Here is a 22,895-nt window from a genome sequence, read left to right as displayed (position 1 = left end):
ATCAAGGTCTTAAAATATCTTTTCGGTGGGGACCGGGCCCACCATTCGCTTGCGCTCCTGTTGGGCGGGTCGGACTATTCCAGGCGCGCGCCTCCCGGCGCACGCCGTTCCGGCCTCGCGAAGACAGGCTTCGCGCCGCTGCGCGGCCGGCCTCCACCCAACCGGGCCCACCATTCGCTTGCGCTCCTGCTGGGCGGGTCGGACTATTCCAGGCGCGCGCCTCCCGGCGCACGCCGTTCCGGCCTCGATCTGCAGGAGATCACCCGCACCGAAGCACCCACCTGCAGGCGGCTGTTGACCTCGGAGGGCTTTCTCCAGCCTTCGCGCACTGATGAGTAGCGGGCTGCGTGGGAGACGTCGACGGGCCGAGGTCTCCTGCGTCTTGCGCTCCAACGTGCTCGGATCGCACCAGGCCGAGTGTAACGGCCCTCATACGGGTGAGCGCAGCCTTTGCCAAAACGCTGCGCCAATCGGTAAAGCGCCGGTCATCTCCCCGCCATAACGCAGACACAACCCCTTCCTATGCTTGCGTGGTCTTCCAGACTTCCGACCAAACGGAGAGACCCGATGAACGAAAAGCATCTTCCCGGACACCCGCTCGATCATGGCAACGGCGACGAGCCGATGAGCAACCCTAGCCAGGCACCTCACTTCCAGGAAATCCTCGAGGCACGAATGAACCGTCGCATGGTTCTGAAAGGGAGCCTGTCGGCAGCCGTTGCGGGCCTGTTCGGCTCAGCCGCGCTCCAGGGCTGCAGTTCCGGATCGAGTTCCGGGGCCGCCGGAGGTTCAGGCAGTGTATCGCCACAATTGCTGGGTTTTGACGCCATTCCGGTCAGCGAGGCCGACACGGTCCGCGTGGCCAGTGGCTACAGCACAGACTTCATCGCTGAATGGGGTCTGTCGGTCAGCAACCCGGGAATCCGCTATGACCTCCCCTTCACCGATGACTCGGCCAACGGCGGCATGAGCGCTGGCGAAAAACAGGGCGATGCCATCGGTTCTCATCACGATGGCATGCACTTCTTCCCGATCGAAGGAACGGACCCCTACGAGGGCAGTTCGGTCGACGGCCTGCTGGTCATGAACCACGAGTACGTGGAACCCCGTTATATGCACGTGTCGGCCGTCGGACAGGAGTTAAGTCGTAGCGGGGTCCCGACCTACGAGGACGGTGGCGAAACCCGGCGCCGGGCGGACGAGGTGCTGACCGAGATGAACGGCCACGGCGTCTCTGTCGTGCGGGTTCAGCAGCAGGTCAACGGCGAGTGGGCGGTCGTGGCGGACGGCCGGAACCGGCGCGTGACGGCCCTGACGCCGATGGAGATCCGCGGACCGGTTCGTGGCACGGACTTTGTGAAGACCAAATACAGCCCGGACGGGACCATGACCCGCGGCACAATCAACAACTGTGCCCACGGCGTAACCCCGTGGAACACCTACCTCACCTGCGAGGAAAACTGGGCGGGCTATTTCCGTAACCGCGACAACAGTGGCGACGACCAGCCACGCGAACACCAGCGCTACGGTGTACGTGCCGGGGTCGGCCGATACGGATGGGAGCTGGCGGACGCCGATCCGGAGTCCAACCAGGAGGCCTACGCGCGATTCAATGCCGCCCCGACGGGCGCGTCAGCCACCGACGACTACCGTAACGAACCCAACACGTTCGGGTGGGTCGTCGAGATCGATCCCTTCGACCCCGACAGCACGCCGATCAAACGGACTCACCTGGGGCGCTTCGCCCATGAGGGAGTGGTATTTCAGCCGCCCGTCGAGGGTCAGCCAATCGTCCTGTACTCGGGTGACGACGCTCGCTTCGAATACATCTACAAGTTCGTTTCGGCGCAGCCCTATTTCCAGGCCACGGCCGGCGGGCATTTGCTGGACTCGGGAACGCTTTATGTGGCGAAGTTCAACGACGACGGCTCCGGAGAATGGTTGCCGCTGACCTGGGGTCAGGGCGTACTGCAGCCACAGCCCACCAACCAGGACGAGGAGCGGGACTGCTCCTGCTTCCAGAGTCAGGCCGACGTACTGGTCAACACCCGTCTTGCGGCGGATCGCGTCGGTGCAACGCCGATGGACCGCCCGGAGTGGGGCGCAGTGGACCCCAACACGCGCCAGGTCTACTTCACCCTGACGAACAATACTCGCCGTGATGAAGGTCAAGAGGACGCTGCCAACCCGCGCGCGAACAACCGCTGGGGCCACATCATTCGCTGGCAGGAGGCCAATGATGACCCGGCGGCCACCACCTTCGAATGGGACATCTTCATCTTTGCCGGACCCACCGATGATTCCGAGTTCGACGGTCAGGCACTGACCGAAGATCAGATCTTCAACAGCCCGGACGGCCTCTGGATCGACCCCGAATCCCGCATCTGGATTCAGACCGACATCAGCGAGAGCGTAATGAACCAGGGTGACTGGGCCCAGTTCGGGAATAACCAGATGCTGGCATGTGACCCGATCAACAAGGAACTCCGGCGCTTTCTGACGGGAAGCCTCGGTCAGGAGATCACCGGCGTGATCACTACTCCCGACCAGCGCACCATGTTCATCAACCAGCAGCACCCGGGGGCGACGATCTCTGCCACCGACTTTGCCGCAGGCGACATCGCAGGCAAGGGGAACTGGCCGCTGGGTGGCAACAACTATGGCCGCTCGGCCACGGTGGTGATCACCAAGGATGATGGCGGGGTAATCGGGAGCTGAGCCCGGGCTCTACCCTCGAAACGCAAGCAGGGACTGCACCTGCGCGGGCGGCACTCGGAGGTTCCGGGTGCCGCTTCTTTTTGGTCGCAGGGAAGCTCAAACCGCTTATCGGCGACTTGCTGCTAGGTTGGCAGTCTGTCGGATTTGGCCTCATCAGGATGTTCCCTCGGACATCCGCCCTGGGTGGGAGAAATGCAGCCCACCGCGCATCCTTGATACTGGCAGAAGCATTGACCTGAAGACGCAACCTCCTCCCACGGGACGCGCTGCAGGTAACAGCGCGGCGCTTCCGTTCTCACCGGACCGGCGCCTCTTCCCCCCAAAGAAAGCTCAACAGGACGTAGCGCCTTCCCACAGTGACATCGCGCGCCGCGTGGAGCAGGGTTCCCGAGAACACGACCGCCCCTCCGGCCGGCGCCCGATACAGGCAGGGCCCGAATTCCGGAAACTCCAGATCCCCCCCCGAGTACTCCGCGTTCAGGTTCACAGACAGCGCAAAGCGGCGGTGCCGTGCATCCGGTGTCGAGTTGTCCCGGTGTGGCCGAAAATAGCCGCCAGTGACTGCATCATAGGCCACGACCTTGTAACCCTCCATCCGCGTCACCGGGTAATGAAAGGCACGCGCAATGGCCGGTAGCAGCCGTGCCCCCAGCGCCTCGGTCACCGCGTCCGACAGCTCAGGGTCGGTCAGGCGATGATCACGCCGCTTCTTGGTCACGGCGTCGGGTTCCAGAACGACACCAGCACCGTTGTGGCGCAGCATCCCGCTCTCGAAATGGTCGGCGTCGTGAGCGGCGATCAATCTGCTGCAAAGCGCCGGCGGTAGAACGTTCGGGACCAGCAGCACCGGCGCGGTTGCGTTGCAGACCCGGCTTGGTTCATCGGGCAGGGCATCCAGTACATACCGGATCTGCCCGAACTCGGAGCGGCGGAGTAATTTCTCGATCGTCAGGGTGGTCCGCAGGACGGCCACCATGGGCTCACTCGCGTTCGGCTCTCCCAGGAAAGCCGCGGCAATCCGTCCAGAGTCGCGTACGACGGGATACGGGGGATCTTGCACCTCCACCGAAGTCGCTGGCACCACGCCGAGGATACCCACGGCTGGCAACAGCCCGTTCAACTCCGGCAAGCTCCGGATATCGGGGGCGAACGCGACGACCGTTTTCCGCCCGCAGAAACGCTCGTAGAAAGTGGCTGGAGACTCGCCCGGCCCGGGAATCAGGAAATCGGGGGGAACCTGCCCGGGCCAGAAATCAGGGAGAACCGTGCTCATGTGTCGACAACGGGCTTCATGGGAATCACCGTCTGGTGCAACGTTCAGGCGACCGGGTGTTCAATCAAGGGGATCAGGAAAACGATACGTACCGCGTGTTTCGGAATCGTGAACTCAAACGTCCGACTCCCGGCTCCATGCCATTTGCGGTACACGACGCGCCCCCTGATCGACCGTGAAGGCCACAAATGCGGCAGACAAATGACTGCATGACGCATGGGACCGGCCTCGTACACCTCGCCAAGCTCATTTGCCACCCGGACACGACAAAGTCCCCATGAAGAGGGCCTTAACGCAACTCACGAGTCCAGGGTCAAACCTTGCCGTTTGCCTTCTCTATCGGCCCGGTACTCCGGGTCGCGGCATGGTTCATTGAGTCCATGCAAAGGACAAGGGCGTCTGTGCAGATCAGGGAAACCTCCGTGCTGGAGAAGCCGGTGCTGGGCGCAAGTCGTTACGCTCAGGCGCCCTCGGCGGTGATGAGGCCTCGCTGGAGATCAACGGTGATCCGCTGGCCCTCGATGACCGTGGCGCAGGCCAGCAGGAAGATCTCCACGAACTCGTTGCGCTCCTCCTCCGGCATCTCCGAGGAGGTATTGGAACCATTGAAGGTGCCGAACATGGTGTCGTGGGCACCCGCCGAGTAGAGGATCAATCGCTGCATGGCGGCCTGGTCGTCCGGCGAGGGCGCGGCGGCATCCAGCACCGGCTCGTCCAGCTTCTGCTTGATGGTGGAATAGAGATGAAACAGATATTCCGCCGCGCTCTGGCGCCCCCGCCGATCCTGCAGGGTAAATTCGGCGGAGACCGCCTGGCCACTGCGGGCACGCAGCACGATGTGCTTCGACTCGGGCTGTTCGTCGGCGTACGGGTTCAGGATGTGGGCCACACGATGTCTCCAGAGCGGGATGGACGAGCCGGCGAGACTACGAGACCCCCTGGGAGATTTCCACGGCGGCCCCGCAAGCCAAGGGGTTATCCAAGCTGCTCCAGGGCCAGGTGAGCCTTTGGTCGATCGCGTGTCGGCGCCGGGTACGCGGTTCGTTTATTGGTTTCACAGTCGCCAGCCGTTCGGGTCCAGCCCGCCTTCGCCCGAAGGCACTAGCACTTCGAATAGCCACAGTCACGACAGGTCAGACAACCGTCGATGAGCTCGAGTGGGCCGTCGCACTGTGGGCAGGGCGCGGCGCCTGTGGCCGCCAGGTGCGGGGCCTCCAGGGTGGCGGAGGCTTCCGGGATTCGGTCCCGGTCGCGATAAGCGGCGACCAGTTCGCGTAGCGGGCGGGGGTGGCCGTCTGGGCCGAGGAAGCCGCGGCGCTGGAGGATGCGTTGCAGGGCGTGGGCGATGGCGGCGACCTCGGAGGGGTGGTACAGCGGTTTGCCGTATTCGTTCTCGCCGCAGCGGACCGGGCCGCGGTCCCAGGTGACCTTGCGCAGGTCGCGCAGGGCGCGGGCGGCGTAGCCGCCACGGGCCGCCAGCGACAGGCTGCGCATCGTCGCGGAGATCCACTGGTAGGACTCGGAGTGCTGCCCGGTGGGCAGGAAGAACTCGATCGGGCGTTCGATGGTCACGCGCTCGCCGCTGACCGTGCCGGAGACGGCTACAAAGCTGACCACCAGGTAAACCGTCTGCGGCCCGTCCTGCGTCCAGTAGCGCACCTTCTCGGTGACCGACTCGAGCTCACCCTCGGGGCGCGACGGAATGCGCTTGCCCAGCGGGTGATCGTCGCTGCCGGACGCGCCCTCGCCCTGCGGGGTGTCCGAGCGGCGAAAGGCGATGATGGGCTGGTCGATCCGGTGCATCGTGTCCTCCCCGACGGCGTCAGACGTCGTCGTAGTAGCCCTCGTCCAGCGCGGCGAAGAGATTCGCGGCGGTGTGGATCTGGCCTTCGTATTCGACCTCTTCGTCGCCGCGCAGGGTCAGCTCCCGGCCGTCCGCCAGGGTGAAGGTGTACCAGGTACTGCGCAGGCGCTCGGGGTCCACCAGCACACCCATCTGCGCCTGCGGGTTGGGCCGGTAGGTGGTGCAGCCCTTGAGACCCGCGCGCCAGGCCTGCAGGTAGACCTGCTGGAAGTCCTCGAACGGGATATCGCTCGGGACGTTGAGCGTCTTGGAGATGGCCGAGTCCACCCACGGCTGCGCGGCGGCCTGCATGCGGATGTGGGCATCCACACTGACCCGATCCGCGGTGATCGCGTTGGCGGGAAGATCCCCCGGCCCCGCCTCGGCATCGACCAGGGCACGGTAGGCCAGCAGCTCAAACGAGTAGCAGTCCACGGCCTCGCGGGTGCGCCGCCCGGGGCGACGGATGTTGCGCGTGGTGTGGTGCAGAAAGGTTGGCTCGATGCCGTTGCTCGCGTTGTTGGCGACCGAGAAGCTGATGGTGCCGGTGGGCGCGATGGAGGTCGCGTGGGTAAAGCGCGCGCCCTCCTCGGCCAGCGCCGCGACCAGCGCCGGGTCCTCCTCGGCGATGCGCTGCATGTAGGGACTGAAGCGCGCATGCAGCTCCCGACCCTTCAGCACGTCATCGACCTGATAGCCGGCCTCGGCCAGCGCCGGCTGACGCCGGAGCATGTCCGCGGTCAGCGTGAAGTCCTCGTCCATGATCGGCGCCGGGCCCTTCTCGCGCGCGAGCTCCAGCCCGGCGCGCCAGCTCTCCAGCGCCATGCGACGACAGACCTCCGCGGTGAAGTCGGCGGCCGAATCCGAGCCGTAGGTCTCCCCCAGCATTGCCAGCGCCGACCCGAGCCCGAGGATGCCCATGCCGTGGCGGCGCTTGCGCAGCATCTCGGCGCGCTGCTCTGGCAACGGCAGCCCGGAGATATCCGCGACGTTGTCCAGCATGCGCGTGAACACGCGCACCACCCCCTCGAAGCGCGCCCAGTCGAAGGCTGCGTCGGCGCCGAACGGCGCGGAGACGAACCGCGTCAGGTTCACCGACCCCAGCAGGCAGGCCCCGTCCGGCGGCAGCGGCTGCTCGCCGCAGGGGTTGGTGGCGCGGATCACCTCGTCGAACCAGACGTTGTTCTGGCGGTTGACCTGATCGACCAGGATGACGCCGGGTTCGCCGACGTCATAGGTGCTGCGCATCAGGGTGTCCCACAGCTCGCGGGCGCGCACGCGGCGGTAGATACGGCAGGCGACCCGGCCCTGGTCGTCGACGCGGTAGCCGTCCTCGACCACCGGCCAGTCGCGATAGACGAGATCGGAGGCGGCCACCGCGTCCTGTTCCAGAGGCAGCAGCGGGAAGGCGAGCGCCCATTCGTCGTCGCGCTCCACGGCCTCCAGAAAGGCATCGCGCACCAGCACGGACAGGTTGAACTGGGTCAGCCGCCCCTTGCGGCGCTTGGCGAGGATGAAACGCTCGATATCCGGATGACCGATGTCCAGCGTTGCCATCTGCGCCCCGCGGCGACCACCGGCCGCGCCGATGGTGCGGCAGGTCTGGTCAAAGATCTGCATGAACGCGACCGGGCCGTTGGTCGGCGCGCCGGCGCCCGCGACCAGCGCACCCTTCGGGCGCAGGGTGCTGAAGTCGTAGCCGATCCCGGCCCCGGCCTTGAGCGTTAGCCCGGCGGCGGTATTGGCATCGAGGATGGCCTGCAGCGAATCGCGAATCGTGCGCGAGACGGTGCAGTTGATCAGGGTGGTCTGCGGCTTGTACGCCTCGGCCCCGGCATTGGCCAGTATTCGCCCGGCCGGGATGGCGCCGTTGTCCAGCGCCCAGCGGAACTCGCGCTCGATCGGCGCGCGCTTCTCCGGCGCCTCGACGGCCGCCAGCGCTCGGGCCACGCGGTCGAACATCGCCTCCACCGAGGCGTCCTCCGGCTCACCGTCCGAATCGCGCAACTGGTAGCGTTCGGCCCAGATGGAATACGACGAGGGCTGCGGCGGCACGCGATTCCAGTCGCCGCAATCTGGATGGTTCCGTTTTCGCTTGTCACGCATAGATCCAACCCCGCCGATGGCTCGCAGCCCGACCCCGCGAGTGGGTCTCCACCTCACACAAACGACGCAGCGCGGCCTGTGATAAATTCTGGACTACCTTGGGCGAACTCGCTTGTCATCCGATACAAAAAGTCTCTTTAGGCCGATTAGCGCCGCTTCATGCCGTGCCCGGCGAAAGGGTGTGCCCCGAAGGACCCCCATGCGAACTCACATGATCGGAGCCGTAGCCTGCGCCGGGACTCGGCCACATTCGACCGAGCAACCGGCCCGGGCGCCAGGCACTCGAATAACCCGCGCACTCAGCTGAAGATGATCCTTTTACCCCGACTCGCGCCCACCCACCTGCCCTGGATACTCAGTGCCGGGCTGCTTGCGGCCAGCGCCTGGGTCATCGCCGGGCTGGTCTGGACGATCGCCGTCCCGGGACACACCTATGCACCGGGCGCGGGGGAATTCATGGGCCGCGCCCCCGCCGAGCAGGCCAGCCCGTCCACGGCAAGCGACGAGCCCGTACAATCCGGCTTTGCGAGAAGCGCGGACTTCGCTCCGTTCGGGACCCTCCAGCAAACCCAGCCCGAGGCGATTGAACACGCCCCGGACACACGTCTGAGCCTCGAGCTTATCGGGGTGCTGGCGACTGGCCAGGGTCGCGGCAGCGCGATCATCTCCAGCGGCAGGTCGAATGTCGCGCTCTACCATGTAGGCGACACGATCGGGAATCAGCTGGCGAAGCTGCATCAGGTTCACCCGGACCGGGTCATCCTGGAGCGTGAAGGTCAGCTGGAGACGCTCCGGCTCCCCCGAGGCGAGGAGCTGCGAGTCGGCGATCGCAGGGCCGACTCGCCCCAGCGCCCCTCCCAGCCCGCCGGCTCCCCGGCACCGGTCACCGCGAGCGTGAGCCGTTCCCGCTGGCTCGAGGATCCGGAACAGGCCATGAACTCGTTGCGGGCGCAACCTGTAATGCGCGACGGCGCCCTGGTCGGCATTCGGATTACACCCACACGCAACCAGCGCGAGTTTGAACGGGCCGGCCTTCAGGAAGGCGACATCATCACCTCGGTCGAGGGGCAGCAGATCCGCGATATCAGCGACCCCGAACAAATCCTCTCTGGACTCGACAGTGTGGACCGGGTCAACATCACCATTGAACGTGACGGGCAAACCCTGCCACTGACCATCGAGCTAACCGAATGACCTTCCGACTGCGCCTCCTCGCCCTCGTCCTGTCCCTGTTCTGCGCAGCGGGGCCCGTCGTGGCGGACGAGCTGACCCTTAATCTTCGCGACACGGACATCGGTAACCTGATCGATCTGGTGTCCGAGGAAACCGGGACCAATTTCATCGTCGACCCGCGGGTGCGCGGCAACATCACAGTGGTTTCCAGCCGCCCGGTGCCCCGGGATGAACTGATGGACCTGTTCCATGACATCCTCAAGATCCACGGATTCGCGGCCATCCCGGGCGAATCATCCACGCGCATCGTGCCCGACGCTCAGGCCAAACAGGATGCCCCGTCGGTGCTCGACATCGAGGCCGAGACCGATCCGGATGTGCGCGGCGGGAGCATGGTCACCCACGTCATAGCGCTGCGCCATGTAGCCGCCGCCCAGCTCGTTCCGGTCCTGCGCCCGCTCATCCCCCAGGGGGGGCACCTGGCTGCGGCCACCGAGCCCAACACACTGCTAATCTCGGACACTCGCAACAACGTGCATCGCATCCGGGCTCTGGTCGAACGCATGGACCTGCCGTTCGCGGATGACTACGAGGTGATCGAGCTCAAGCACGCCCGCGCGGGGGAACTCGCCGAGCAACTGCAGATCCTGGCCCAGGAAGGTACCGGCGAGCTCGGCTCACCGCAGGTCCTCGCCGATCGCCGCAGCAATGCCATCATCCTGTCCGGGCGCGAGGAGTCGCGCTTGCGACTGCGGGGACTAATTGCCCAGCTCGACCGGGAGATGGAGGAGGGCAACGCGCGGGTGCATTATCTGAAGTATGCGCGCGCCGAGGAAGTCGCCGAACTCCTCCGCAACATCGCCGAAAAAAGTCCCGAAGTGGACGCAGATGCCCCGGGCGGAAGCGGGGTCCATATCGAGGCGCACGAGTCCACAAATGCCGTGGTGACCTATGGCCCTTCGGACTTCATCCGGGACTTCGACATCATCGTGGAGCAACTCGATATCCGGCGCGCGCAGGTTCTGGTCGAGGCTGTGATCGCCGAGGTCTCCTCGGACCGTGTGCAGGATCTCGGCGTCCAGTGGGGGGCCATCGGAAACAGCGGCGCTGGAGTCCTCAACTTTTCCGGGGCCGGTTCCGGCGGCATCCTAGAACTCGCTGCCGGCGTGGAGGCATTCCTGGACGGCGACGTCTCCTCCCCCCCGAACATCGGGGACGGCTTGACCGCCGGGGGGGTGGGATCGACCGGGAGCACTCGGATTGCCGCCTTGGTCAACATGCTGCAACGCGACAGCTCCAGCAACATCCTGTCGACTCCCAGCCTCCTGACACTGGACAACGAGGAAGCCGAGATTGTGGTGGGCCAGAACGTCCCGTTTGTCGTCGGTCGCTCGATCGAGGACTCGGGGCAGGCCTTCGACACGATTCGTCGCGAAGATGTCGGAGTCAAGCTTCGCGTGCGCCCGCAGATCAATCAGGGCAACGCGGTGCGCCTGGAAATCGAGCAAGAGGTGTCCCAGCTGGCACCGGGCACTACCGGCGCCGCCGATCTGATCACCAACACCCGCACCCTGAAGACGCACGTGCTGATTGATGACGGCGACATGCTGGTGCTCGGCGGGCTGATCGAAGAACAGCAAACGGACAGCGAGGCTCGCGTCCCGGGGCTCGGGAGCATCCCCGGGATCGGGCGGCTCTTCCGCGCGGATCGCAACCAGACCGAAAAACGCAACCTGATGGTATTCCTGCATCCGCGCATCGTCCGTGACAATGCGCGCGGGGCCGAGCTGACCAGCGAGAAGTACAGCTTCATCCGTGGCGAACAATTGCGCGAGCAGGCACGGACCCAACGCCGGAGCAGCCCGACGCTGCCCGAATGGGAGCGCCTGACCCAGCTCCCGCCCAGCTTCGATGATGTCTATGGCAACCGTGACTGAATGACTCGCGAGACCCCGGCCATGCATTCGGAAGCCCCCAGTAAGCCCATGCCCGCCGACCCCAGCGCGCCCCGGGTGCCGCCGAACGGGGCGCTTGCGGTGAGCTACTCCTTCGCCCGCCGGGTCGGGGCGGTACCGGGCGACCTTGTCGATGGCAGGCGCCAGGTCTTCCTGCGCCGGGACGCCGATCCGCAAGGCCTGCTGGAGCTTCGCCGCCGCAGCCCCGACCCTCTTGCGCCCGAAACCGTCGATGAAACGACCTTCGAACAGCGACTGCGCGAACGCTACGAATCGTCCAGCTCGCGCGCGATGGAATCGATAGAGGGGATTGATGACAGCCTCGACCTGTCCAGCGTGGCGGAGTCGCTCGCCGAGCCGCAAGACCTTCTGGAAGCCGAGGACGACGCCCCGATCATCCGGCTCATCAATGCGCTGCTGACCGAGGCGGTGCGGGAAAACGCATCGGACATCCACATCGAGCCGTTCGAAAGTCGACTGGCCGTGCGCCTGCGCGTGGACGGCGTCCTGCGCGAGATCCTCACCCCGCCGGCAGGCCTGGCTCCCCTCATCGTCTCGCGCATCAAGGTAATGGCACGCCTGGACATCGCGGAAAAGCGGCTGCCGCAGGATGGACGGATCTCCCTGAAAGTCGCGGGCCGCGCCGTGGACGTGCGCGTCTCCACCCTGCCCTCGGGTCACGGGGAGCGTGTGGTGATGCGACTGCTGGACAAACAGGCCGGACGCCTCGATCTCACCCACCTGGGCATGGATACGGCCACCCATGCCACACTGGAACGCGTGGTGACCCGGCCGCACGGCATCGTGCTGGTGACCGGCCCGACCGGGTCGGGCAAGACCACCACGCTGTACGCGGCGCTGACCCGGCTTAACGACCGCAGCCGCAACATCCTCACCGTCGAAGACCCGATCGAGTATTACCTCGACGGGATCGGGCAGACCCAGATCAACAGCCGGATCGACATGACCTTTGCCCGGGGGCTGCGCGCCATCCTGCGCCAGGACCCGGATGTCGTAATGGTCGGCGAGATCCGCGATGTCGATACCGTCCAGATTGCGGTACAGGCGAGTCTGACGGGGCACTTGGTCTTCTCGACCCTGCACACCAACTCGGCGATTGGCGCCATCACGCGTCTGCGCGACATGGGCGTGGAGCCGTTTCTCCTCTCATCTACCCTGAACGGCATTCTTGCCCAACGCCTGGTGCGAGTCCTCTGCAAGGACTGCCGGGAACCCCATGCAGCCTCGGAACGGGAATGCGAACTCCTGGGTGTCGCCTCCAGCCACCCTCCCACTCTTTACCGCGCGAAGGGCTGCCCGGCCTGCAACGAGCTGGGCTACCGGGGGCGGACCGGCATCTATGAACTGGTAGAGGTGAACGAACAGATGCGCACGCTCATTCACGACAACGCCAGTGAGCAGGCCATGGTCCGGGCCGCCCGCGAACACAGCGTCAGCCTGCGGGCCGATGCCTGCCGCCGCGTGCTCGACGGCACCACCAGCCTCGAGGAAATGCTGCGCGTCACCGAGGCGGGCTAGTGGACCTCCAAGGTGATCACTACGGATTCAGCGCTCCTGTGGCGCTCCGCTGCAAGGCGCGGTGCGCAGGCAATGGCCGTAGCCCTTGGCAAGCGCCGCAACGCCGCAGCGGAGCGCGACAGGAGCGCCCGAAGGGTTGGTCTGTCAACGTCCATGGCCGCGTTCCGGCTCTTGTAAAGGGCGACGCCATTCACTGCGAGCCGCGCCTTGCCCTGAACGTTGACAGACCAACTGAACCCGTAGTGATCACCTTGGAGGTCCACTAGGTGCCCGCCTTCGAATACCAGGCGCTGGATGCCGCCGGCCGGACCCGCAAGGGCGTCACCGAAGGCGATACCGCCCGGAGCGTCCGGTCCCAGTTGCGCAGCGAAGGCCTGACCCCACTCGATCTGCACGAAATCGGCGATTCCACGGCAGCCACCCGGGGTAGTCGCTCCCCTTCGGGACGCGTGGCGGGCGGTGTAAGCGCGCTCGACCTCGCGCTGGCGACGCGCCAGATGGCCACGCTGGCGCGCGCCGGGTTGCCCGTCGAGGAATGGCTGGCGACCGTCGCCCGCCAGTCGGAAAAGCAGAAGGTTCGCAACATCCTGAGCGCCGTGCGCACGAGAGTCATGGAGGGGCACTCCCTTGCACAAGCGCTGGGCGCATTCCCTCGCGTGTTCCCCGATATCTACCGCAGCACCGTCGCGGCCGGCGAGGCCTCCGGGCATCTGCACCTGGTACTGGAACGCCTCGCCGAATACCTCGAAAATCGTCACGCGCTGCGGCAAAAAGTCATGCTCGCCCTGACCTACCCGGTCATCCTGACCCTGGTGGCCCTGGGCGTCACCGTGGGTCTGGTCGTCTATGTCGTGCCCGAAGTGGTCCAGGTCTTTGAGGGGCTGGACCAGCAGTTGCCTACCCTGACCCGCGTGCTGATCAGCACCAGCGATCTCCTGCGCGCCTACGGCCTGTACGCCCTGATCGCCCTGGGCGTGCTGCTGGCCTTGCTCACCCGCTGGCTGCGCCAGCCCGGCCCGCGCATGCAATTCGATCGGCTGATCCTGCGCCTTCCCCTCCTGGGCCGCCTGGTGCGCGGGCTCAACACTGCCCGGTTTGCACGCACCCTGAGCATTCTGGCCGCCAGCGGCGTATCGCTGCTGGAGGCGCTGCGTACCGGGGCCGAGGTCATCGGCAGCCGGCCGATGCGCGCTGCGGTGGAGGAGGCCTCGCTACGAATCCGCGAGGGCCGCAGCATTGGCCAGGCCCTGGAAGAGACGGGATACTTCCCTCCGATCACCGTACACTTGATCCGCAGCGGCGAATCCAGCGGGCGGCTCACCGAGATGCTGGAACGGGCCGCCGAGACCCAGGAGCAGGAGGTCGAGTCGCGCATCAGTGTCAGCATGGGCCTGTTCGAACCGCTGCTGATCCTGACCATGGGCGGCATCGTCCTGACCATCGTGCTCGCCATCCTGCTTCCGATCTTCGAACTCAACCAGCTGGTGAACTGAACATGCAAGACTCCCGCCCTGCCTCTCCTGCGCGCCCCCGCTCTCGCGGCGTCCGGGGCTTCACCCTGATCGAGATCATGGTGGTGGTGGTCATCCTCGGCATCCTCGCGGCCATCGTGGTCCCGCGCGTCATGGACCGTCCGGACGACGCCCGTATCACCAAGGTCAAGCAGGACATACGCACCCTTGAAAGCGCCCTGAACCTCTACCGTCTGGACAATTTCCGCTACCCGACCACCGATCAGGGGCTGGATGCACTGGTGGAGCGGCCGCGCAGCGGGCCCGAGGCCCCTCAATACCGCCAGGGGGGCTACATGGACCGCCTGCCCAGCGACCCCTGGGGCAACCCCTATCAGTACCTGAACCCCGGGCGCCATGGCGATATCGACGTCTTCAGCTTCGGCGCCAACGGCCGCCGTGGTGGCGAGGGCATCGAGGGCGAGATCGGCAACTGGAACATGGACCAATTCTGACAACGCCCATGGCGACCCGCTCCAACCGCGCCTCCGGCTTTACCCTGATAGAACTGCTGGTCGTCATGTTCGTGATCGGGGTGGTCGCCAGCGTCGGCGTGCTGTCCATGAGCCAGCTGGGCAGCCGAAACCTCGAACAGACCGCACGCCAGCTCGCATCCCAGATCGAACTGGCCCGGGAGCACACCCTCCTGACCGGACAGGCACTGTCCATTGGCGTTGGCACGGAGGGGCTGGTCATTCTGGAACGCCAGTGGATCGACGACACCCGGGTCACCTGGATCCCCATCGAGAGGGGACCACTGGGGCCGCACGACTTCCGGCAGCACGGGCTGCAACCCCGGCTCTATGTGGACGGCCGCCGGAGCGGTCTTCGCGAGTCTCCCGAGCACAACCGCATCGCCATTAACGGCAGCGGTCACATCGAGCCCTTCGAGCTCATCCTGGAGCACCCCGACGGACGAAGCGGCTTCGTGCTCCGCCTCGAACGGGGTCAGCCCCTCCAGGCCTTCGAGCACCCGCCACCGGCCGGCGGCGAACCGCGACGCCTGCTGGCGAAACGCCCGGGACGCCCCGACTCGCGATGACGGCACGGGCCCCAACGCGCGGTTTCACCCTGCTCGAGGTGCTGATTGCCCTCGTCGTGCTGGGGGTCGCGCTCGGCGCCCTCATCAAGGCGGGCAGCGAACACGCCCGCAATACCGCATACCTGCAGGAGCGCACGCTCGCCGGGTGGGTCGCGAGCAACCTGATCGCCGACTACGAGGCCGGGGTGCGTCGGGGCGAACCCGGCACCGAGCGCATCCGCTCGACCCTCGCGGAGCGCGAATGGGAGGCCCGCGTCGAGATCAGCGATACCGTCATCGACGCCCCGCTGCCGCTGCCGGCGGTGCGCCGTATCGAGGTCCGCGTCTGGCCGCTGGACGGCGATCCCGATCAACCCCTGGCCCAGGCGAGCGTTTATGCGCTGCCCTGACCGCCCGCGCCGTTATTCGCCAGCGCTCCGCGCACCCCGCGGTTTTACCCTGCTGGAGCTGCTGGTCGCGGTGGCGGTGTTCGCCACCGTGGGCGTACTGGCCATTGGCGGGCTGCGCGCGGTGCTGGTGGCAGACCACGCCTCCCAGGAACAGAGTCAGCGGCTGACGGAACTCCAGGTAACCCTGGCCGTACTGGAGCGCGACCTGCGCCACAGCATAGCGCTGCGCCCCCGGGACGGCTACGGTGATCGCCTGCCGCCCCTGCGTTACAGCCCGGTCACGGAACCACAGCAGCTTGAACTGGTGCGGGCGGGGAACGGAGAACATGACCGCCTGGCACGCGTCGCCTGGAGGATCACGGAGCGCGGGCTGGAACGAGTCACCTGGCCGGTTCTGGACGGCGCGCTTGCAGAATCCGAGCAGGCACGCCTGTTTCTGGCGCGCAAGGCGCACGATGAAGAACCCTTCACGGCGCGCCGCGCGGGGTCCCGGGATCCGGATCAAGAGCTGCAAATCCGCTTCGATTTTGTCGACGGCCGCACCCGGGAGATCACGGATAGCTGGCCACCACTGGACGCCGGCGAGCGACGTCCGGCCCAGGTCATTGTGAGCCTGGTCATTCCGGGGCTTGGTCTTGTCGAGCGCCGCATCGCCCTGACGGGGGTCCAGTGAAGCGCGAAGCATCGGGTGCCGCCCTGATCACGGCGCTGCTGGTGGTCGCGATCGCCAGCGTGGCGGCGGTCACCATGACCATGCGCGACAATCAGCAGGTATTCCGCGCGGCGACCATCCAGGATCAGGACCGCGCCCGGCGCCTAACCCAGGGGGCGGAAACCGTCGCTCTCCACATGCTGGAAAGGATGGCAAACTACGACGACCTGCCGTGGGAGGGCTGCGTCTCGCCCACGATGCCACTGGAGGTCGAGGGCATCGGCGTCCGTGCTCGCCTGGAGAATCTCCACTGTCGCTTCAACATCAACAGTCTCGCGCGGGCCGACGACCCGCCCCTCGAAGCATTCGCCGGCCTGGTCGAGCACGCCCTTGGGCAAACCGAGGGGTCAACGGGCAACGCCCGGCGCCTGGCCGTCGCCGTACACGACTGGCTGAATCCGGAAACGGATGATCCGGTATACCGGGGGATGGAACCGCACCGGCTCAGCGGTAACCGGCCCATGCGACTCGCATCGGAGCTGCTCCAGGTCCACGGTTTCAGCCCGGACCTCTGGTCGGCGCTGGCGCCCTACGTAGTGGCCCGACCGGGCATGGACAACGCGATCGACATGGACCGTGCCCCGGACCCGGTCCATGCAGCAGGCCTGAACCAGGCCACCGAGGAGACCCCTGAAATTCGCTACTTCCGTCTGCAACTGGTTGTCCGCATCGCCGGACGGGATTATTTTCACTGCGCGATCCTGGACGGGCCCAACGGGCGTACCATCATTCGCGAACACACCCCCTGTGAACCCTGAACAGGAAGAACGGATGTCTGCAGACGCCTCTCAGCGACCGGAATCGGCATGAACTGGCTCCTGTTCCAGTTACCGGAACCCGAAATGCTCGGCGCGGATGCGCCGCTGCGGCTGCGCTGGCTTCGTCTGCACAGGAACGGGGCCGTGGCGGGACAGGGCGAGGCCACGCCGGACGAACTGTGTACGCTGATTTCCGCGGACGACCGGACGGTCGCACTGCTGCCGTGCGAACGCGCCCCCCTCCATCGAGTCTTCGTCCCCGGCAAATCGAGCCGTGTCCGGCGCCGGGCGCTGCCGTTCGCCCTCGAGGAGCGCCTCAGCGAGGATCTCGAGCAACTCCGGATCGTCGCCGGTCCGCGTCGCGGCACCGAGACCACGGCCAGCGTGGCCGCCCGCCGCGACCTGGAACACTGGGAAGGCTGGCTGCACGAGCAAGGCATCCATGTCTCGCACCTGATTCCGGACCTTTCTCTCCTTCGAGGCCTGGAAACCGGTGACGAGACCTTTCTGTTCTCGGGCGCACAGCGCAGTATCGTGCTCTCGCCGGAGGCCGAACCCCTCGCGATGCCGAGCGAGGTCGCCGATTGGTGGTTGCAGCAGCGCCCCTTCACTACGCCCCCCGATGACGCCCATGGCGAGGCGCAGCCCGCTACGGGCGCGGCCCTTGTGGTCGAACCCGGCACGGAACCGGACCCGCGCACCCCCGTCCACCCCCCGCCCGACTGGGCAGGGGGTGTGCTCGAACTCCTTCTGGCCGGGGTGCAATCAGGTGCTATCCCGCCGTCCGGGCTGCAGCGGGCCCTGCGCGGTGCACTGGCCTTCGATTTCGCGTCTCCCGGCGAGGGGCCGGCCTCGTTCGCGGCCCTGCCCGCCCCCTGGCGCGTACCCGCCGCCCTGGCGCTCGTACTGGCCGTACTCTGGACAGGATCCCTGTGGCTGGAAAGCACGCAGCTGGAGCGCGAATACCGGGCGACCGAACGCGACATCGCGGCCCTGTTCGAGGCGACCCTGCCACAGTCCCGCATGGTGGACCCGGTCGCCCAGTTCGAGGCCCTGCTGGGCCAGAACGGGGCAGCAACGACGACACCCACCGTATTGAGCCCGCTCGGCGAATCCATGGCCGGCATCATGGAGGGCCTCGCACCGCGTGATCTTGCGCTGCAGCGGCTGCGAGGCGAGCCGGACCGCCTGGAACTCGAGCTGGAGGGCAGCGGAATCGCGGAGCTGGAACGTCTGCGCGAGGACCTGCGCGAAGCCCTGACCGCGCGCGTCCGGATTGTCTCCGCAGAGACCGGGGAACGGGGCGTTCGGGCACGCATGACCATCGAGCAAGAACCATGAAGGCCTTCTGGAACAACCTGCAAAGTCGCGAACAACGCCTCCTGCTGGCGGGCGGGCTGATCCTCCTGATCGCGGCCGGGTTCCTGGGTGTGATCGAGCCCCTGCTGGACAGCCGCGAACAGGCCCGCGAGCGGCTGGCCGAGGCCCGCGCGGAACTCGCCTGGATGCAGGCCAATGCCTCTGCGGCCGCGGCTGCCGCCTCCCGTGACCGTGGCTCGGCCCAGGCCGATCCGCGCCCGCGCCTCGAAGGCCGCTCGCTGATCGCCCACGTGGATGCCTCCGCCCGGGCCTCCGGCCTGGGCGAGCACCTTGCCCGGGCGCGGCCGAGCGAGACCGGCGTGAACGTACACCTCGAAGCCGTGCCCTACAGCGCCCTGATGCGCTGGCTCGGCGAACTGGAGCAGGAAGACGGCGTTGTCCCGGGACGCATCCTGCTGGAACGCGTCGTCGATCCGGGGCGGGTCAATGCCGAACTCTTTCTCACCCGCGAGCCCTAGCATGAATACGGACCAGGACAACCCGGCCGCCCAACGGCAGGCATATCGCGCGCCGTGGTTCTCGCTGGGGGCCTTTTTCGTGCTCGCGCTGCTGGTCGCGCTGGTTGCGCGCCTGCCCGCCTCCGTCGCGCTGGCGGCGGCCGAACGGTGGGCCGGTTTGCCGGACAGCATCGCCTGGGAGCAGGTGCACGGGTCGGTCTGGCGGGGCAGCGTCGATGGGCTCCAGTCCCCTGTGGGGCCCATGGGGCATCTGCAGTGGGAGATCCGGCCTGGCGAATTGCTTCGCGGGGGGCTGGCCGCCAACCTCCACTGGCTTCCGCCCGGCGGAGGCGAGCTCCGTGGGGCCCTGCGGGTCAGGCCTGGCAGCCTGCAACTATCGGGACTCGAAGGCACCCTGCCCGCAACGGCCCTGCATCAGTGGGATACCGGCATCCCGCTCGTGCTGAACGGCCACCTGCTGGCGAGCGACCTGCAACTTCGCATCCGGCGGGACGGGTCGGTGGAGCAGGCCTCGGGACGGGTCAACTGGCAGCAAGCGGCAGCAGGCCTCCCGCGTCCCTTGCCTCTGGGCGAGCAACGCGCCACTCTGCGCGACGGGGATGGGCTTCTGGGGATCGAGCTCGATGCCTCGCCGGAGGCCGAACTGGGGATCACCGGCACCCTCCGCCTGGACCTGCGAACGACCCCGCCGGCCCTGGACGCGCAAGTGCGGCTGGACCCGCGCGACCACGCCGATGACAGCATCAAGCGCCTACTCGAAAACAACCTCCGTCGTAATGAGCAGGGACGGTATCTATGGACCGCAGGATCAGCCCCGTGACACCTGAACAATCCACGTTCGCGCCAAACAGCCACCGTCGCTCCCTTGCGCCCGTTTCGCTCGCAGCCTGCGTGCTCATCGGCCTGGCCCTGACCGGGTGCGCCACAACCCCGCCACAGGGGGCCGACTCCCCGACAGCGGACGTCCGGCATGCGCTGGACCGCGGGGACTGCCGCGCCGCCTACGATGCACTCGATAGCGCCGATGCGCCGACCGTGGTCGACATCCGCCTGTCCGTTGCCCGCGTATGCCTGCAGCGCGGGGAGTTTACGCGCACCCGCAACCTCGCCGATGCCATTCTCGAGGAGCACCCGAACCATCCGGACATCGACTACGCCGCCTACCTGGGCGCCCTGGCGCAACTCGGAACCTGGAACCGGGCCTCCTCCGTGCCGCCGAAACAGCGCAGCGAGCAGGGCCGCCAGGTCTTCCTGCGGCTCGCCGCCTTCCTGAACGACTACCCCATGTCGGAATACACGGAGTCCGTCGCCCCGCGTCTCGCACGCCTGCGCGAGAACCTGGCCGACATCGAGCTCCAGATCGCCGACCAGTCCGCCGCGGCCGGAAACCAGGACGAGGCCCATGCACGTACCGAATACGTGCGTGACTACTACCCCGGCACCGCCGCCGCGCAAACGGCCGCCGACCGGCTCCAAAGCCAGGAGGAGGATGCCGGAGGCTGACCATCATTCAGAGCTCCCCAGCAGCACGGGCGGCGCAGCCACACGCACCTGATACCCCCGCACGCCATAGTTGCCGCGCCGGATTCGCGCCTTGGAAAACAAAGAGGTCCGAATCCTGCCAGGATTCGGACCTCTTGGAAGGCGATCCAAAAACGGTTCAACGGGGCACGCCACGCCAACCGCAAGGGTTGCCGACGATCATTCCACAGGCTGCAAGGGCCTGAAGACGATGGCATTTGGATTGGAGACCACGATCTGCAGAATCTCTCCCATACTTGGCTCGTCCAGCAACGCCGCGAAGCCAGTATAGGCGCCATCGAAGTCACCACAGGAACTGACACTCATATCAACAGAGTAAAGGTTCTTGTCCGGATTCAGAGAACGCGCCTCGCCGAGATAGGTACACCCGTGTGTATCTTGGGCGAAGAAGTCGCCCGAAGCCTCGACATCGACGATCGCCTCGTACCCTGGCTCCCCATAGCGCCACATACCTTCGATCATGGATGTATCCGAAGGTTGGTCGTATTGAGCGTCGTACTCGAGAGAGACCGAGCCCTCGGTGTCGAGTGTGGTTTCAAACTCTAGATCCATGGATTCGGACGGCTTCACCGTGCCCTGGAGATCAGCATCTGCGAAGTACCAGCCATTAATCTGATAGGCACGGACTGACGCCTCTACCGAGTCACCCGTTACCGAATACTCTCCATCATAGATAACACCGCCGCCTTCGCTTATCGCAATCACCCGGCCGTCGTATAGAAGCCCCTGGGCATCGAAAGTCCCAACCCCTTCTTCGGTGAACGTGCCACGCCAAATCCCTTCTGCGGACGCTGGCTCCCGGGCATCATCCTGCTCGTTCCCGTTGGAGGAACCGCCATCATCGGACGATCCACCCCCACACCCTGTGACGAAAGCAAGCGTTACCGCTGCCAGTCCGACCGTCCATGCCGGTCCCTGGACCGTTTTCGGATTCCACATCGTGTCTTTCTCCCTGAGAATTTTCCCTTAAAGGCCTTGTGGCCATAGCAAAGTCTAAAGATCCCGAAGCCCGATCGCCACTCTGGATCGAACATGCGGCCCCGGCAGAGTCAAGAGAAAGCGGCTTGATGGATCTCGAAAAAGAGAACTCGGGCACACGGTTGGCGGCCCGGACCTCACCCGCAAGGCTTGTGCGAGTGGATTAGCGCGAAGACTGCTGACTGCCCCCTGAACCTACTTTCCACCTCGACCGGCTACCGGCTCAAGCCACTGGCTCACAGTAGTGCGCTGAGTTGTGTGCAGAAGCTGGCAGGAGGCGAGCGGCCATGGTATTCGGGTTGGTTAGCGACCACCGGAACCCCTCAAGGAGGGCGAGACCATGACCACTCACAAGAGCCAGGCTACTGCGGATCGCACGTCACTGCGAGCGTTATTGGGGACAGACGAGGAACTGATGCGCACGCTGGTGCGCGAGGCGGTCCAGCAGGTCCTGGAGGCCGAGATGAGCGACCAGCTCCAGGCGGCACCGGGCGAGCGCACCGAGGGCCGCCTGGGCTACCGGGCCGGGTACTACCCGCGCACCCTGATCACGCGCGTGGGCAAGCTGGAGTTGCGGGTCCCCCGGGACCGCAACGGCCAGTTCTCCACCAGCCTGTTCGAGCGCTATCAGCGCTCGGAGAAGGCGCTGGTCTCGGCCCTGATGGAGATGTATGTCCAGGGCGTGTCGACGCGCAAGGTCAAGGCCATCACCGAGGAGTTGTGCGATCACGGGTTCTCGGCCTCGGCGATCTCGACCATCAACCGGGGGCTGGACGGCCGCCTGGCGGAGTTCGCGTCGCGGCGCCTGGAGGAGCCCTGCCCCTATCTGATCCTGGACGCGCGCTACGAGAAGGTCCGCGAGGGCGGTGTGATCCGGTCCCAGGCGGTACTGATCGCTATCGGTGTCAACTGGGAGGGCCGGCGTCAGGTGCTGGGGGTGGAGCTGGCCAGTCGCGAGAGCGCGAGCAGCTGGCGCGCCTTCCTGGAGCGGCTACGCGAGCGCGGGCTGAACGGGGTCGAACGGGTGGTCAGCGACGAGCACGCAGGGCTGCGCCGGGCCATCCTGGAGATCCTCCCGGAAGCGGTATGGCAGCGCTGCTATGTGCACTTCCTGCGCAACGCCCTGGACCACCTGCCGCGCAAGGCCGACGACGACTGCCTGCAAGAGCTGCGCTGGCTCTACGACCGCCGGGATCTGACCGAGGCCCAGCGCGATCTGGCGGCCTGGCTGGAGCGCTGGCAGGCGAAGTATCCCCGCCTGTGCGACTGGGTGGAAGACAACATCCAGGAGACGTTGACGTTCTACCGCCTGCCGCGGGCCCATCACAAGCACATGAAGAGCACCAACATGCTCGAGCGGCTGAACGAGGAGATCCGGCGCCGGACCCGGGTGGTCCGGATCTTCCCCAACACCCACAGCTGTCTACGCCTGGTACGGGCCCTGGCCGTCGAAATCCACGAAGGCTGGCTGGAGGACAACCGCTACCTGAACATGGATCTGCTCAAAGAGCACAAGAA

At 66.2% G+C, this 22,895-nt stretch carries 20 protein-coding genes; 15 read left to right on the top strand and 5 right to left on the bottom strand.

Annotated features, from left to right (window positions below; all coding sequences use genetic code 11):
* Nucleotides 1–522: 522 nt before the first annotated feature.
* Nucleotides 523–2,718, top strand: coding sequence for a PhoX family phosphatase (locus D106_RS0112590; RefSeq protein ID WP_369773055.1), 2,196 nt, complete (start codon nucleotides 523–525; stop codon nucleotides 2,716–2,718).
* 295 nt (nucleotides 2,719–3,013) lie between these two features.
* Here the strand turns inward: D106_RS0112590 and D106_RS0112585 are convergent, their stop codons facing one another.
* The 4 genes from D106_RS0112585 to D106_RS0112570 all read right to left on the bottom strand — a co-directional run bounded on the left by D106_RS0112585 (nucleotide 3,014) and on the right by D106_RS0112570 (nucleotide 7,940).
* The gene (locus D106_RS0112585; protein ID WP_018880251.1) at nucleotides 3,014–3,991 is read right to left on the bottom strand and encodes a 2OG-Fe(II) oxygenase; all 978 of its coding nucleotides are present in this window, start codon (nucleotides 3,989–3,991) and stop codon (nucleotides 3,014–3,016) included.
* 460 nt (nucleotides 3,992–4,451) lie between these two features.
* Entirely contained in the window at nucleotides 4,452–4,880 is a 429-nt protein-coding gene (locus D106_RS0112580) for a hypothetical protein (RefSeq protein ID WP_018880250.1), read from the bottom strand.
* A gap of 212 nt (nucleotides 4,881–5,092) precedes the next feature.
* Nucleotides 5,093–5,794: a hypothetical protein gene (locus tag D106_RS0112575; RefSeq protein WP_018880249.1), complete on the bottom strand. Its 702-nt coding sequence runs from the start codon at nucleotides 5,792–5,794 to the stop codon at nucleotides 5,093–5,095.
* A gap of 19 nt (nucleotides 5,795–5,813) precedes the next feature.
* Nucleotides 5,814–7,940 (bottom strand): adenosylcobalamin-dependent ribonucleoside-diphosphate reductase, encoded by a 2,127-nt coding sequence (locus D106_RS0112570; protein WP_051077464.1) that lies wholly within the window; start codon nucleotides 7,938–7,940, stop codon nucleotides 5,814–5,816.
* A 309-nt stretch (nucleotides 7,941–8,249) separates the two neighbouring features.
* On the opposite strand from D106_RS0112570, the gene gspC reads away from it, so the two are divergent.
* From gspC to bamD, 13 genes are all read left to right on the top strand, one after another.
* Nucleotides 8,250–9,134, top strand: coding sequence for a type II secretion system protein GspC (gene gspC / locus D106_RS0112565; protein ID WP_018880247.1), 885 nt, complete (start codon nucleotides 8,250–8,252; stop codon nucleotides 9,132–9,134).
* On the top strand, nucleotides 9,131–11,050 hold the full coding sequence (gene gspD / locus D106_RS0112560; protein ID WP_018880246.1) for a type II secretion system secretin GspD: 1,920 nt from the start codon (nucleotides 9,131–9,133) through the stop codon (nucleotides 11,048–11,050). Before gspC ends, gspD begins: the two co-directional genes overlap by 4 nt.
* Nucleotides 11,051–12,607 carry a type II secretion system ATPase GspE gene (gspE, locus tag D106_RS0112555; RefSeq protein WP_018880245.1) on the top strand — a complete coding sequence of 519 codons (1,557 nt, stop codon included), beginning with the start codon at nucleotides 11,051–11,053 and terminating at the stop codon, nucleotides 12,605–12,607.
* A 266-nt stretch (nucleotides 12,608–12,873) separates the two neighbouring features.
* Nucleotides 12,874–14,100 (top strand): type II secretion system inner membrane protein GspF, encoded by a 1,227-nt coding sequence (gene gspF / locus D106_RS0112545; RefSeq protein ID WP_018880243.1) that lies wholly within the window; start codon nucleotides 12,874–12,876, stop codon nucleotides 14,098–14,100.
* A gap of 2 nt (nucleotides 14,101–14,102) precedes the next feature.
* Entirely contained in the window at nucleotides 14,103–14,573 is a 471-nt protein-coding gene (gene gspG / locus D106_RS0112540; RefSeq protein WP_026280668.1) for a type II secretion system major pseudopilin GspG, read from the top strand.
* An 8-nt stretch (nucleotides 14,574–14,581) separates the two neighbouring features.
* The gene (locus tag D106_RS0112535; protein WP_018880241.1) at nucleotides 14,582–15,160 is read left to right on the top strand and encodes a prepilin-type N-terminal cleavage/methylation domain-containing protein; all 579 of its coding nucleotides are present in this window, start codon (nucleotides 14,582–14,584) and stop codon (nucleotides 15,158–15,160) included.
* Entirely contained in the window at nucleotides 15,157–15,549 is a 393-nt protein-coding gene (gspI, locus tag D106_RS0112530; protein WP_018880240.1) for a type II secretion system minor pseudopilin GspI, read from the top strand. The genes D106_RS0112535 and gspI overlap by 4 nt, the downstream gene beginning before the upstream one ends.
* Nucleotides 15,536–16,222: a type II secretion system minor pseudopilin GspJ gene (gene gspJ, locus D106_RS0112525; RefSeq protein WP_018880239.1), complete on the top strand. Its 687-nt coding sequence runs from the start codon at nucleotides 15,536–15,538 to the stop codon at nucleotides 16,220–16,222. The genes gspI and gspJ overlap by 14 nt, the downstream gene beginning before the upstream one ends.
* A complete protein-coding gene (locus D106_RS0112520; RefSeq protein ID WP_026280667.1) occupies nucleotides 16,219–17,019 on the top strand; it encodes a general secretion pathway protein GspK in 801 nt (266 codons plus the stop codon). The genes gspJ and D106_RS0112520 overlap by 4 nt, the downstream gene beginning before the upstream one ends.
* 48 nt (nucleotides 17,020–17,067) lie before the next feature.
* A complete protein-coding gene (gene gspL, locus D106_RS0112515) occupies nucleotides 17,068–18,360 on the top strand; it encodes a type II secretion system protein GspL (protein ID WP_018880238.1) in 1,293 nt (430 codons plus the stop codon).
* A complete protein-coding gene (gspM, locus tag D106_RS0112510) occupies nucleotides 18,357–18,857 on the top strand; it encodes a type II secretion system protein GspM (protein ID WP_018880237.1) in 501 nt (166 codons plus the stop codon). Before gspL ends, gspM begins: the two co-directional genes overlap by 4 nt.
* 1 nt (nucleotide 18,858) lies before the next feature.
* On the top strand, nucleotides 18,859–19,677 hold the full coding sequence (gspN, locus tag D106_RS0112505) for a type II secretion system protein N (RefSeq protein ID WP_018880236.1): 819 nt from the start codon (nucleotides 18,859–18,861) through the stop codon (nucleotides 19,675–19,677).
* Complete coding sequence (bamD, locus tag D106_RS0112500; protein ID WP_038045959.1) at nucleotides 19,653–20,360, top strand: outer membrane protein assembly factor BamD; 708 nt, start codon at nucleotides 19,653–19,655, stop codon at nucleotides 20,358–20,360. The genes gspN and bamD overlap by 25 nt, the downstream gene beginning before the upstream one ends.
* 198 nt (nucleotides 20,361–20,558) lie before the next feature.
* Here the strand turns inward: bamD and D106_RS0112495 are convergent, their stop codons facing one another.
* A complete protein-coding gene (locus D106_RS0112495; protein ID WP_018880234.1) occupies nucleotides 20,559–21,338 on the bottom strand; it encodes a hypothetical protein in 780 nt (259 codons plus the stop codon).
* Between the two features lie 379 nt (nucleotides 21,339–21,717).
* Between D106_RS0112495 and D106_RS0112490 the strand changes: the two genes are divergently transcribed.
* A partial coding sequence (locus tag D106_RS0112490) for an IS256 family transposase (RefSeq protein ID WP_038045964.1) occupies nucleotides 21,718–22,895 on the top strand: 1,178 nt, incomplete at its 3' end.

The sequence above is a fragment of the Thioalkalivibrio sp. ALE9 genome, assembly GCF_000377445.1.
Lineage (GTDB): Bacteria > Pseudomonadota > Gammaproteobacteria > Ectothiorhodospirales > Ectothiorhodospiraceae > Thioalkalivibrio.
This window is presented reverse-complemented; position numbering and strand designations above follow the sequence as displayed.

Coding starts and splice junctions, on each gene's coding strand:
- gspM (WP_018880237.1), top strand. CDS start 18,357: ATGAAGGCCTTCTGGAACAACCTGCAAAGTCGCGAACAACGCCTCCTG.
- gspJ (WP_018880239.1), top strand. CDS start 15,536: ATGCGCTGCCCTGACCGCCCGCGCCGTTATTCGCCAGCGCTCCGCGCA.
- gspG (WP_026280668.1), top strand. CDS start 14,103: ATGCAAGACTCCCGCCCTGCCTCTCCTGCGCGCCCCCGCTCTCGCGGC.
- gspE (WP_018880245.1), top strand. CDS start 11,051: ATGACTCGCGAGACCCCGGCCATGCATTCGGAAGCCCCCAGTAAGCCC.
- gspI (WP_018880240.1), top strand. CDS start 15,157: ATGACGGCACGGGCCCCAACGCGCGGTTTCACCCTGCTCGAGGTGCTG.
- bamD (WP_038045959.1), top strand. CDS start 19,653: ATGGACCGCAGGATCAGCCCCGTGACACCTGAACAATCCACGTTCGCG.
- gspL (WP_018880238.1), top strand. CDS start 17,068: ATGAACTGGCTCCTGTTCCAGTTACCGGAACCCGAAATGCTCGGCGCG.
- gspD (WP_018880246.1), top strand. CDS start 9,131: ATGACCTTCCGACTGCGCCTCCTCGCCCTCGTCCTGTCCCTGTTCTGC.
- D106_RS0112575 (WP_018880249.1), bottom strand. CDS start 5,794: ATGCACCGGATCGACCAGCCCATCATCGCCTTTCGCCGCTCGGACACC.
- D106_RS0112495 (WP_018880234.1), bottom strand. CDS start 21,338: ATGTGGAATCCGAAAACGGTCCAGGGACCGGCATGGACGGTCGGACTG.
- gspC (WP_018880247.1), top strand. CDS start 8,250: ATGATCCTTTTACCCCGACTCGCGCCCACCCACCTGCCCTGGATACTC.
- D106_RS0112535 (WP_018880241.1), top strand. CDS start 14,582: ATGGCGACCCGCTCCAACCGCGCCTCCGGCTTTACCCTGATAGAACTG.
- D106_RS0112590 (WP_369773055.1), top strand. CDS start 523: ATGCTTGCGTGGTCTTCCAGACTTCCGACCAAACGGAGAGACCCGATG.
- gspN (WP_018880236.1), top strand. CDS start 18,859: ATGAATACGGACCAGGACAACCCGGCCGCCCAACGGCAGGCATATCGC.
- D106_RS0112585 (WP_018880251.1), bottom strand. CDS start 3,991: ATGAGCACGGTTCTCCCTGATTTCTGGCCCGGGCAGGTTCCCCCCGAT.
- D106_RS0112570 (WP_051077464.1), bottom strand. CDS start 7,940: ATGCGTGACAAGCGAAAACGGAACCATCCAGATTGCGGCGACTGGAAT.